Annotated in this window: 10 protein-coding genes; 8 read left to right on the top strand and 2 right to left on the bottom strand. The window is 51.2% G+C overall.

The window, feature by feature from the left end:
- Positions 1–19: 19 nt before the first annotated feature.
- Together BUB06_RS02990 and BUB06_RS02985 are read right to left on the bottom strand one after the other, a co-directional pair.
- A complete protein-coding gene (locus BUB06_RS02990) occupies positions 20–535 on the bottom strand; it encodes a toxin-activating lysine-acyltransferase (protein WP_039471729.1) in 516 nt (171 codons plus the stop codon).
- Positions 536–546: 11 nt separating this feature from the next.
- The gene (locus BUB06_RS02985) at positions 547–2289 is read right to left on the bottom strand and encodes a ShlB/FhaC/HecB family hemolysin secretion/activation protein (RefSeq protein WP_039471730.1); all 1743 of its coding nucleotides are present in this window, start codon (positions 2287–2289) and stop codon (positions 547–549) included.
- Positions 2290–2664: 375 nt separating this feature from the next.
- Here BUB06_RS02985 and BUB06_RS02980 point away from each other — a divergent pair, with 375 nt between their 5' ends.
- The 8 genes from BUB06_RS02980 (at position 2665) to BUB06_RS02945 (ending at position 11279) form a co-directional block, all read left to right on the top strand.
- On the top strand, positions 2665–4062 hold the full coding sequence (locus BUB06_RS02980; protein ID WP_039471731.1) for a YcjX family GTP-binding protein: 1398 nt from the start codon (positions 2665–2667) through the stop codon (positions 4060–4062).
- Positions 4059–5102, top strand: coding sequence for a YcjF family protein (locus BUB06_RS02975; protein WP_039471732.1), 1044 nt, complete (start codon positions 4059–4061; stop codon positions 5100–5102). Before BUB06_RS02980 ends, BUB06_RS02975 begins: the two co-directional genes overlap by 4 nt.
- Before the next feature lie 305 nt (positions 5103–5407).
- On the top strand, positions 5408–6568 hold the full coding sequence (locus BUB06_RS02970) for a mandelate racemase/muconate lactonizing enzyme family protein (RefSeq protein WP_048329276.1): 1161 nt from the start codon (positions 5408–5410) through the stop codon (positions 6566–6568).
- 23 nt (positions 6569–6591) lie between these two features.
- Complete coding sequence (locus tag BUB06_RS02965; RefSeq protein WP_039471734.1) at positions 6592–6897, top strand: PTS sugar transporter subunit IIB; 306 nt, start codon at positions 6592–6594, stop codon at positions 6895–6897.
- A gap of 27 nt (positions 6898–6924) precedes the next feature.
- On the top strand, positions 6925–8214 hold the full coding sequence (locus BUB06_RS02960) for a PTS sugar transporter subunit IIC (RefSeq protein ID WP_039471736.1): 1290 nt from the start codon (positions 6925–6927) through the stop codon (positions 8212–8214).
- A gap of 31 nt (positions 8215–8245) precedes the next feature.
- The gene (locus BUB06_RS02955) at positions 8246–8551 is read left to right on the top strand and encodes a PTS lactose/cellobiose transporter subunit IIA (protein WP_039471738.1); all 306 of its coding nucleotides are present in this window, start codon (positions 8246–8248) and stop codon (positions 8549–8551) included.
- Between the two features lie 72 nt (positions 8552–8623).
- Complete coding sequence (locus BUB06_RS02950) at positions 8624–9628, top strand: LacI family DNA-binding transcriptional regulator (protein ID WP_080726768.1); 1005 nt, start codon at positions 8624–8626, stop codon at positions 9626–9628.
- A gap of 106 nt (positions 9629–9734) precedes the next feature.
- Entirely contained in the window at positions 9735–11279 is a 1545-nt protein-coding gene (locus BUB06_RS02945) for a M20/M25/M40 family metallo-hydrolase (protein WP_039471742.1), read from the top strand.
- Positions 11280–11289 lie beyond the last annotated feature (10 nt).

Below are 11289 nucleotides of genomic sequence, written 5' to 3'. Positions count from 1 at the left end.
ATCCCTGCTAAAAGTGATGTTAAGCAACCAGCGGCGTGTTCTGCTGCCAGAGTCTGAATTGTTGTTGTGTGACATCATCGCCACGGAATTGCAGTACCCGTTGTCCGCGTTCCGCCCCTTTGTGGTACAGCGCCCGGCCACATAAGTGGGGAAACAGCGTGCCGCCGACGATGCGGCGAAATGCCTGTTGATCGCCGAATGGCGCGACCCAGTCGCGGAACCACAGGCGGTTGCCGCTGGTCCAGTCCTGCGGCTGCACCAGAATGCCGGGGCCGGTGAGGTAGCGCTGTTCCGCTTCTTCATCCATCCACGCCCAGCTAAGGAAAAACATGGGCTTATCATCGAGGCTGGCGATAACAAACTGCTGATGTTTGATGGCGGGCAACAGCAACGTCGGCAGCACACTGAGCGGAATATCGCGGTGCTGTTCCGAATGCATCCACAGCCAGACCGCCGCGCCAAGTGCTTCCGCTTCGCTGAACTGACCGCCGAGCAGCGGGGCGGTTAACTGATAGCCATTAACAGGAATCTTCATCACGCGCCTCCTTAGTACTGCCAACTGAGGTTGAAACCGAGGGTGACCGGGCTGGTGTGGAAACCTTCCGGTTTGGAGAACGGCACACCGACAAACATGTCGTAGCCCGTGTTAAAGGCGTTGCCGCGCAGACCAAGGACGCCGCCCGCCAGATGTTTTCCAACGAGGTAATCACGCGTGCCGTCAACTTCGCCGTAGTCAGCGCCGAGATACAGTTCCTGATTGGGCAGCGGCGTGCGCCAGGCCAGATCGTTGCGCACGAACCAGCCGCGGTCGGCCGTCAGAGTGCGTTCACCGTCGAAGCCGCGCACGGTCCAACGGTTACCAATCGACAGTTGATCTTGAGGCGTTAGTTTGGTGTGGTTGATCTGGCGCAGATACTGCACGTTGTAGCGGAAGGTCTGATTGCCCAGCGTAAACGGCACATCGAGTTGTGCATTCAGCTGGATAATTTTCGCCAGCGCGGTGCCTTCATCGAAATACTCTTCCTGTGCCGGAATCGCGCCGAACCAACGAGTGCCGCGCTGGTAGCTCACTGCGGCATCAAGCGTGGTGGCGCCGAAGTAGTGGCGGTGCTGCAGGCCCAGACGCCAGGCGCTGGTTTTACGCCGCTGCACATCCACTTCGGTATCGTTGACGAAGTTCTGTGATTCGCGCGTCAGAATTTCATAGCTCATTGAGGTTTTCTGACTGCCGCTGCGGTACAGCACCCGGCTCAGCTGGAAGTTAAGGTTTTTGCTGTTGCCGCTGTAGTTGTAGTCTTCATACGCGCCCGCCACATTCTGGTTGTAGTCGTAGCCGCTGGCGGTGACGCCCGCCATCCAGTAACCGAACGGCACAGAGTAGTGCAGCATGTAGTTCTTGCTGCCTTTTTCGCTGCCGGATTCCAGGTCATGGTTGCCGGAAATGTAGAACAGATCGCTGAGCGCGAAGGGATTATCGATATACAGCGTCAGACCGCCTTGATAACGACCGGTGGTTTCGGTGCCGGAGTCATCGAGCGTCGCGCCGAGACGCCACATTTTTTCCTGTTTCCAGGTCACGTTAATGTCGCTTTCGCCTGGCTGTTCGCCTGGAACAATCGCCATTTCTGCCTGTACGGTTGGCACGCGCTGCAGGTTTTCCAGCCCCTGCTCGATATCACGCAGATCCAGCAGTTCGCCTTCACGCGCTGGCAGGGCGCTCCAGAGGCTCACGTAGCGATCGCTCTCTTTGGTCAATGTGATCTGGCGCGTTTTGCCTGGAATCAGGGTGATATGCAGGGTGCCGGTTTTCAGGTTTTGCGGTGGTGCCATCACGCGCGCGGTGACGTAGCCATGGTCGATCAGACGGTTTTGCAGTGCGCTCATCAGCAGGTTGACACCCTGTGCGCCCAGGCACTGACCTTTACCCTGATCGGCCAGCTGTTGCAGCGGGATACGTAGCCAGGAGGGGAAATCTTCTTTGCCGGTCAGGATAATGTGATACAGCTTAAAACACTGTTGTTCCTGAGGAAATTGCAGCTTAGTAAAGAATGAAGAGGGAGCCTGCAAACGCACATCGGGAGTTTGTGGTGCTAATTGCTGCTGCATCGCACGCTGGCGATCCTGCTGGTTGATATTTAGCTGTTCATCCACCCGGTCCGGTGCGGCAAGAGGCGTCAGATTATTATCTGCCGCCCAACTGCTTGCTGAGGTGGTCAATAAAATAAATAGCGCAAGCTGGCTGAGACGCGCAGGTTGATACCCGTCAGTGAACGACGCATTCCGTAGCATAATTAATTAACCTGAATTATTAATTGTTATTGGGACACCATTCGTTTCCAGAAACAATTGGTTACTTGGTACAATTTCAGGTTATATACGTTAACAATTTGTTTGCTAAGAGTTGTCCTATTGCTTGCTAAGAGTTGTCTTAAAATTATCGTTTCTTTACATTTTGGCGGTAAAAATACGGTATGAGATGGGTGAGCGCGGTTGAATTTATGTCGGCGTGAGTGAGGTGTTTGTCTGATTTTATTATATTGATACGATATATCTCTCAGCGATATATCGTTTTCAACGACATACAGTTTTCAATGACATAAATTTTTCAACGACATAGAGTCCTCAACAGTATATCTCTCAACCAAAGGAGTGATGGTTCATTCGATGAGTCGACTACAGAACGAAATTAACTCTCTGGTCAATCGCGGCGTGGATCGCCACCTGCGGATTGCCGTCACTGGGTTGAGCCGCAGTGGCAAAACCGCGTTTATCACCGCGTTCGTCAATCAATTATTGAATACCCACAGCGGTGCACATCTGCCGATGTTTTCCCCCGTGCGCGAAGAGCGCTTGCTGGGTGTGAAACGCGTGCCCCAGCGCGATCTGGGCGTGCCACGTTTTGCCTATGATGAAGGCATGGCCGCGCTGTATGGCTCGCCGCCGGCTTGGCCGACGCCGACGCGCGGCGTGAGTGAGATCCGTCTGGCACTGCGCTATCGCTCTAAAGATTCATTGCTGCGTCACTTTAAAGACACGTCGACGCTCTATCTGGAAATTGTCGATTACCCCGGCGAGTGGTTGCTGGATCTGCCGCTGCTGGAGCAAACCTATTTGAGCTGGTCACAGCAGATGAGCGGCTTGCTGCAAGGGGGGCGCACCGAGTGGGCGAAACCCTGGCTGGCGCTGTGCGAGAAAATCGATCCGCTGGCGCCGGCCGATGAAAACCTGCTTGCCGAGGTGGCACAGGCCTACACCGACTATCTGCACCGTTGCAAACAGGAAGGGCTGCACTTTATTCAGCCGGGTCGATTTGTGCTGCCGGGTGATCTGGCGGGCGCGCCGGTGCTGCAATTCTTCCCCTGGCCGCAGGTGAATAATATCGGTGAAGCCAAGCTGGCGCAGGCGGATGAGAAAACCAACATCGGCATGCTGCGTAAGCGTTTTGATTATTACTGTCAGTCGGTCGTCAAAGGGTTTTATAAGGATCACTTTGTGCGTTTCGACCGGCAGATTGTTCTGGTCGATTGCCTGCAACCGCTCAATAGCGGCATTCATGCGTTTAACGATATGCGGCTGGCGTTGACCCAACTGATGCAAAGCTTTCATTACGGGAAGCGCACGCTGTTCCGGCGTTTGTTCTCGCCTTGCATCGACAAGCTGATGTTTGCGGCGAGTAAAGCGGATCACATTACCGCTGACCAGCATGCCAATCTTGTGTCGTTGCTTCAGCAACTGGTGCAGGAGGCGTGGCAGAACGCCGCGTTTGAAGGCATCGACATGCGTTGTGAAGGCATTGCGTCGATCCAGTCAACGCAGAGCGGTGTCGTCGATCATCAGGGCCAGAAAATTCCGGCGCTGAAAGGGCATCGACTCAGCGACGGTCAGCCATTGACGGTCTACCCCGGTGAAGTGCCTGCGCGTTTACCGGGTGCGGCATTCTGGCAAACGCAGGGCTTCCACTTCGATCAATTTCGTCCGCGAGAAATGACGGTAGACACGCCGTTGCCGCATATCCGGTTGGATACGGTCATGGACTTTCTGTTAAAGGATAAATTGAGATGAACGAGCCACTGAAACCCCGCGTCACGTTCGATGACGTCTCACCGCAAGAGCCACAGCCGCAGTTGCGTGCTGGGTTGGCATTTGACGAGCAGAGCGGCACGCCGTTTTCCCCGATCAGCCGCGAAGAAGAAGTGCCAGAAGAAGGCGTGGCGGAAGAGGCGATCAGCGCGGCGCTGCGGCCGAAGCGCAGCCTGTGGCGGCGTATGGTGATGGCGGGAATTGGGCTGTTTGGCGTCAGCGCGCTGGCGCAGGGCGTGCAGTCGCTGCATAACGCCTGGGTGCAGCAGGACTGGATTGCGCTGGGCGGCATTACCGCAGGCAGCCTGATTGTGGCGGCGGGCGTCGGTTCGCTGGCTGTCGAGTGGCGGCGGCTCTATCGCTTGAGAGAACGTGCGGAAGAGCGCGATGTGGCTCGCGATTTGCTGCACAGTCACGGTGTGGGGCGCGGGCGTGAATTCTGTGAAAAACTGGCGCGGCAGGCGGGACTGGATAGCGGCCATCCGGCGATACAGCGTTGGCAGGCTTCACTCCATGAAACCCACAATGACCGCGAAGTGCTGGAGCTTTATGCGCGTCTGGTTCAGCCCGTACTGGATACGCAGGCGCGGCGTGAGATCAGCCGCTCTGCGGCAGAATCCACCTTAATGATTGCCGTCAGTCCGCTGGCGCTGGTGGATATGGCCTTTATTGCCTGGCGTAACCTGCGCCTGATTAACCGTATTGCCGCGCTGTACGGAATCGAGCTCGGCTATTTCAGCCGCATTCGCCTGTTCCGTCTGGTGCTGGTTAATATCGCGTTTGCTGGCGCATCGGAGCTGGTGCGGGAGATTGGCATGGACTGGATGTCGCAGGATCTTGCCGCTCGGCTATCAACCCGCGCTGCGCAGGGTATTGGCGCAGGCCTGCTGACCGCACGTCTGGGCATCAAAGCGATGGAACTGTGTCGCCCGTTACCGTGGCTGGATGACAAACCGCGCCTCGGTGATTTCCGCCGTGAACTGATTGGCCAGGTGAAAGAAACGCTGCAAAAAGGGCGTTAGGGGTGAAAAGTATATCGAGCGGTAGTAATGGATAGCTGACAAAAGTCGCCAAGCGGGAGTAACGGATAGAGCGTCCATTACTCCCGTTTTCGTTCTGCACAAATAGGCTTGTCAACGGCCTGAGGAAGGGAGTCCCCTTCCTTTTTCTTTTGTTTATTCTCCATACACTCATCCAGAAAACCCCCTTTATTATGAAAATGTTCACGTTCACATTTGTATGTTATCTGTGATCTTGATCGTTTTTTCAGCCTTGAATGAAAATGTGAACGTGCACATAATGCTTGCAGGCTGTATTCGGGGGAACTATGAAAGTTACGCAGTTAAATGTTTACGATGTGGATCTCAGGCATCGAGCACCGGCACATAACCTTATCGTGGTTGAGATTGAAACCGATGAGGGCGTGACGGGCATCGGTGAAGTCGCGATGAGTTATGGCGTCGGGGCTAAATCGGTGATTCCAGTATTGGACGCGCTCACGAAAAAATTCCTTATCGGGCAATCGCCCTTCGATTCTGAGAAAATTTTCCAGCAATGTTTTGATAACACCTACTGGGGAAGAGGGCGTTCGCTGGCTATTTATGGTGCGATTAGCGCAATAGATATGGCGCTGTGGGATATCAAAGGCAAGCTATTAAACGTCCCTGTTTATCAACTGCTGGGAGGAAAATGCCGTGAGACTATCCGGCTTTATGCCAATCATTGGTATTTTGATGCCTGGCGTCCTGAAGAATTTGCTGAAAAAGCACTGAAGGTGATAAACGACGGCTATACCGGATTAAAATTTGATCCTTTTAAAATGTCGCCAACAGGTGAGAAATCAATACCGTCTCGTCCCATTAGTAAAGAATGGGGGGATATGGCGGTTGCTCGGGTTAAAGCGGTAAGAGAGGCTGTTGGCGAACATGTCGATATTATGCTCGACCTTCATGGCTGTCTGAATGTTTCTGATGCTATTAAATGGGGACGAAGGTTAGAGGAGTTTAACCCTTATTTTTATGAAGAACCGACAGATACGCTATTAATCAATTCAAGCCTGGAAGTGAAGGCGGGTGTTAATTTATCGCTGGCCGGGGGAGAACGCTTATATACCCGTTTTGATTTCGCACCTTTTATTGAAAACCGGGTATTCGAGCTGATTCAGCCAGATATGGGATTGGCCGGCGGATTCACGGAAATGAAAAAAATTGCTTCTTATGCGGAAACACATCAGATTCAGGTTCAACCGCATAACGCCTCTGGCCCGATATTAACGGCAGCCTGCATTCAATTTGATATCAGCACGACAAATGTGCCAATACAAGAATGGTTTCCCTATTGGCAGGATGAACGCTACAACATTGTGCAAGAGGCTTTAGAGCTACAGGCTAAAAATGGCTATTTCACTGTAGGTGAAATGAAGCCAGGTTTGGGAGTGGAATTGAACCCTTCCTATTTATCAAACTTTAAAAAACATACTTTTCAATAAATAAAACTTGCTAAGGTGAAAAAATGAAAAAAATCTTTCTCTGCTGTAACGCAGGAATGAGCACATCCATGCTCGTAAAAAAAATGAAAGAAGCCGCAGCGGCAGAAAATATTGATGTGGAATTGGCGGCGCTTCCTTTAGAGAAATTTAATGAAGGGATTGAACAGTACGACCTGTTTTTATTGGGGCCTCAGGTGAGATATAAACTGGATGAATTCAAGAAAATTGCCGCACAGAAGAACAAAAAAGTGGAGGCAATAAACCCGATGGATTACGGCATGATGAAAGGCGACAATGTACTGAAATTCGCCCTTGGTCTGCTTTCATAATATTTTGCTAACACCAGGGGGATGATAATGAGTATCTATAATAATGTGATCTCTTTTATTGAAAGAAAAATTGCGCCCTTAGCCGGGAGTATCGGTGGGCAACGGCATGTGCTTGCCGTTCGCGATGGTTTTATCTCTGCCATGCCTTTCATGATTGTCGGCAGTTTTTTGATGATTATGGCGTTTCCGCCTTTTTCAAAAGATACGACGTTTGCGCTAGGGCAGATATGGTTGGAGTTTGCGACCAATAATAAAGACGCAATCATGATGCCGTTCCGCATGACAATGGGAATTATGACCATCTATATTGCCGTTGGGATCGGGTATAACCTTTCGCAGGGCTATAATCTTAGCCCGCTGATGGGGGGATTGCTGTCACTCTGTTCTTTCCTTATTGTTGCCGCGCCCTTTACCAATGGCAGTATTCCGGCCGCATTTATGGGTGGCACGGGTATTTTTACAGCGTTGATGACATCGATATATTCGGTTGAGTTGATGCGGTTTTTAAAAACCAGAAACCTCACTATTCGTCTGCCGGAGCAGGTGCCTGAAAAGATCGCCCAGTCATTTGAATTGCTTGTACCTGTGCTCGTGATGATCGCGACGCTCTATCCCTTATCGCTGCTGATTCAGCACTTTACTGGCATGCTGGTGCCTGAAGTGATCATGGCTGCCTTCAAACCGTTTGTTGCTGCTTCTGATAGCTTAACCGCAATACTCATCTGTGTGCTGGTTTCCCATCTGCTATGGTTCTGCGGTATTCATGGTGCGGCTATCGTGACTAATTTACTGCAACCGTTCTGGCTGGCGAATATTGCCGCTAACCAAACGGCGCTGGAATTAGGGCAGGCGCTTCCTCATAGCTTCGTTGATCCATTCTGGCGCTTCTATATTGTTATTGGCGGCTGTGGTTCTACCCTGGCGCTTGTCATCATGTATTTGCGCAGCCGTTCCGCGCATTTACGTTCGATCGGAAAATTGAGTGTCGTTCCCTCATTTTTTAATATCAATGAACCCGTTATTTTTGGCTCGCCAATTATCATGAATCCTCTGATGCTGCTCCCATTTATTGGCGCGCCGCTCATTAATGCGACAGTCGCCTGGTTTGCGTTGAGTTCAGGATTTGTTGATAAGCCGATGTCTATTGTTCCCTGGACGACGCCTTCTATTTTAGGTGCCCCGTGGGCGGCCGGGTGGTCACTTGGGCCAATACTCTTAGTGCTGACTAATTTTGCGATTTCTTGTGTGATTTGGCTCCCTTTTTACCGGGCATATGAAAAGCAGCTTTTAGCGCAAGAAGCCGAATCTAAAGCGTAACAGATAATTTAATTTTGAAAGAGGTGACGTTATGGATCTTGAATTGGAAATAATGGAGATCATTACCAATGCAGGAGAAAGTAAAAGCGAAGCGATGATCGCGTTACAACATGCGAAAAAAGGCGAGTGGGAAGCGTGTGATAATGCATTGATTCGTTCACGAGAGGCCGCAAGCCGGGCGCATGGCGTGCAAACTAAATTGATCGGTATGGATGAAGGGGAAGGTAAAATTCCTGTTACGCTAGTTATGGTGCATGCACAAGATCATTTAATGACCTCCATGCTGGCGAATGACTTGATCAAAGAAATGATTGAAGTTTATCGCGATAAAGTGTAATAGTTTCAGTTAATTTACTATTAAATAAGCAGTGCCGAAGTCTGGCATTGCTTTTCTTTACAATGGAATTTTATGTCAACAATAGTCGATGTGGCACGGATGGCAAATGTTTCGCGCGCAACGGTGACCCGCGTACTTAACGAGCCGGAAAAAGTTAAGGAAGAGACAAAGTTACGCGTCGAGAATGCCATTAGGCTGTTGAACTATAAACCCAATTTAAGTGCCCGCTCTTTGGTGAGTAAAAGTAGCGGCGTGATAGGCATGCTTATTCCTAACAACGTATCAGGCTTCTTTGGTTCGGTGATGAGTGCCGTTCATAAAGAAGTGAATGCCAAAGGGAAAATGCTCATGGTGCTGGAAAGCGCCGGGCAAGCTGAAGAAGAGAATGCATTAAGAAAATTGGATGAAATTAACTGCGATGGGTTTCTTCTCTACACCCGTCATTTATCAACCGAAACGATTAAAGCCTATACGGAAAATAAACCCGTAGTGTTACTTGATGCCTCTTGTTCGGCGGATATTCATTCGGTTTCATTCGATCATTATTTATCTGCGTTTGATGCGACAAATAAATTGATTGCGGCAGGTCATAAGAAGATCGCGGTAATTGGTGGCCCCGAGTCGCGTCACAGTGCATCTCAACGATTAAAAGGCTGCATTGATGCTATTCGCTCGGTGAATAAAGAGTGGAGCGACGAATATTATATTCAAGGCAGTTATGATCATGTCTTTGGTGAGAAAGCGACGTTAACATTAATAGAACGAAAACTCGACATGACCGCCATTGTATATTGTGGTGAACGCGCCTGCTCGGGGGGATTAAAAACGCTACGTTTACAGAGGCTATCTGTTCCTGACGATATCTCGGTTATTTCTTTTGACAGCTTTGGGCTCACTGAATATCTGGCACCGCATATTGATAGCGTGGTTTACCCGGTAAAAGAAATGGCGGAATACGGGGCAAGAGAGATTCTTATGAAACTGACTCGTAAGGATTATGTTATACAGTCGCGGCAGTTCCCTCACTCCTTTATCGAGGGGCAATCTATTAGCCAGGTGCGTGATGCATCGCGATAGTACGTTAATATAGAACAGACAGAATACCGGTCTGGCTAGCAGTACCGTTGTTACAGAATCGTGTGTAGGATTAACACTCCTCATTTCTGTATAACAGGACGTTTTTATGATTCCCGGTAAAAAATTGACGCTGGCGGCGCTGTCGCTGTCGGCAGCCATTCTCTGTTTACCTGCCAGCGCACAGCTGGTGCTGGCACCTGCCGATGCTGAGCGTTACGCACAACACAGCTTCCCTGAATATCTCGAATTACTCACGTTGCCAAATGATGCTGCCGTGCCCGCGGATATCCAACGTAATGCCGACTGGCTGGAAAAGGCTTTTCAGAAGCGTGGCTTCACCACGCAGCAACTGACGAATGGTGATAAACCGCTGGTTTATGCTGAGTTGGGTACGCCAAAAGCCGATCGTAAAACCATTTTGTTCTACATGCATTTTGACGGACAGCCTGTGAATCCGACCGAATGGCAAACGCCGCCGTGGCAGCCCGTGCTGAAAGAAAAAGACGCGGCGGGCAAATGGCAAACGCTGCCTGAATCACGTCTTCTGAAAGGGTATATCAATCCAGAATGGCGCCTCTTTGCTCGTGCCTCGGCTGATGATAAAGGACCGATTGTCATGTTTCTCGCCGCCATGGACGCGATGAAAGATAAGGGCGTTGAGCCCGCGGTCAACATCAAAGTGCTGCTGGATTCTGAAGAGGAAAAAGGTTCGCCCGGTCTGACGACGGTCATGGCCGACCATCTGACGCTGCTGAAAAGTGACGGTATGGTGATTTATGATGGCGCGATGCCGTCTAGTAACCGCCCTGGTATCAACTTTGGCAATCGTGGCTCAATCCAGATCGATATGACGGTTTTTGGTGCGAACGCGGCGGCGCACAGCGGCGGCTATGGCAATGTCATTTCCAATCCGGTACAAAACCTGGCTACGCTGTTGGCCAGCATGAAAGATGCGGACGGTAAGGTCACCATCCCCGGTTACTATGACCGCGTCACGCTTAGCGATAGCGATAAAAAACAGGTGGCGGAGACCGCCCCTCCCGCTGGCGCGTTGGAGAAACGCTTTGGTGTTGCGCGGCTAGAGAATGTCGCCAGCAATGCGGCAGAGGCGGTGCAATATCCTTCGCTGGATATTCTCGGCATTAAAGCGGGCGACACGGGCAAAAAAGCGTCGAACGCTATTCCGTCAACCGCGACGGCCAGCGTGAATATTCGCACCGTGCCGGAAACGCCGCCGGATGATATGTATGCGTTGTTACGCCAGTATATCGCCAGCAAAGGCTTTCATATCATTGCCGGTGAAGCACCAACACAGGCCGAACGCGAACAGTATCCGCACCTGATTTCCCTTAGCCTGACGGCCTATCCGAGCAGCGCCTATGCGGCGAGAACGGAGATCGACTCCCCGCTGGGCCATTGGGCCGTCGCGACGACAACCGCACCGCGCGGCATCGCACCGGAGAAGAATCGTATGATGGGCGGGACACTGCCGATGAGCGGCGCGGTCAGCGTATTGAAAGTGCCTTACGTCATTGTTCCTCTGGTGAATGCCGATAATAATCAGCATAGTTTTGATGAGAATCTACGCCTCGGTAACTATCTGGAAGGCATTCGAACCATTGTGGCGATGGCAACGACGCCGCTGTCTTAACCCCGTTTCG

The organism is Pectobacterium carotovorum (assembly GCF_900129615.1).
GTDB lineage: Bacteria > Pseudomonadota > Gammaproteobacteria > Enterobacterales > Enterobacteriaceae > Pectobacterium > Pectobacterium carotovorum.
This window is presented reverse-complemented; position numbering and strand designations above follow the sequence as displayed.

Coding starts and splice junctions, on each gene's coding strand:
- BUB06_RS02950 (WP_080726768.1), top strand. CDS start 8,624: ATGTCAACAATAGTCGATGTGGCACGGATGGCAAATGTTTCGCGCGCA.
- BUB06_RS02990 (WP_039471729.1), bottom strand. CDS start 535: ATGAAGATTCCTGTTAATGGCTATCAGTTAACCGCCCCGCTGCTCGGC.
- BUB06_RS02955 (WP_039471738.1), top strand. CDS start 8,246: ATGGATCTTGAATTGGAAATAATGGAGATCATTACCAATGCAGGAGAA.
- BUB06_RS02975 (WP_039471732.1), top strand. CDS start 4,059: ATGAACGAGCCACTGAAACCCCGCGTCACGTTCGATGACGTCTCACCG.
- BUB06_RS02945 (WP_039471742.1), top strand. CDS start 9,735: ATGATTCCCGGTAAAAAATTGACGCTGGCGGCGCTGTCGCTGTCGGCA.
- BUB06_RS02965 (WP_039471734.1), top strand. CDS start 6,592: ATGAAAAAAATCTTTCTCTGCTGTAACGCAGGAATGAGCACATCCATG.
- BUB06_RS02980 (WP_039471731.1), top strand. CDS start 2,665: ATGAGTCGACTACAGAACGAAATTAACTCTCTGGTCAATCGCGGCGTG.
- BUB06_RS02970 (WP_048329276.1), top strand. CDS start 5,408: ATGAAAGTTACGCAGTTAAATGTTTACGATGTGGATCTCAGGCATCGA.
- BUB06_RS02985 (WP_039471730.1), bottom strand. CDS start 2,289: ATGCTACGGAATGCGTCGTTCACTGACGGGTATCAACCTGCGCGTCTC.
- BUB06_RS02960 (WP_039471736.1), top strand. CDS start 6,925: ATGAGTATCTATAATAATGTGATCTCTTTTATTGAAAGAAAAATTGCG.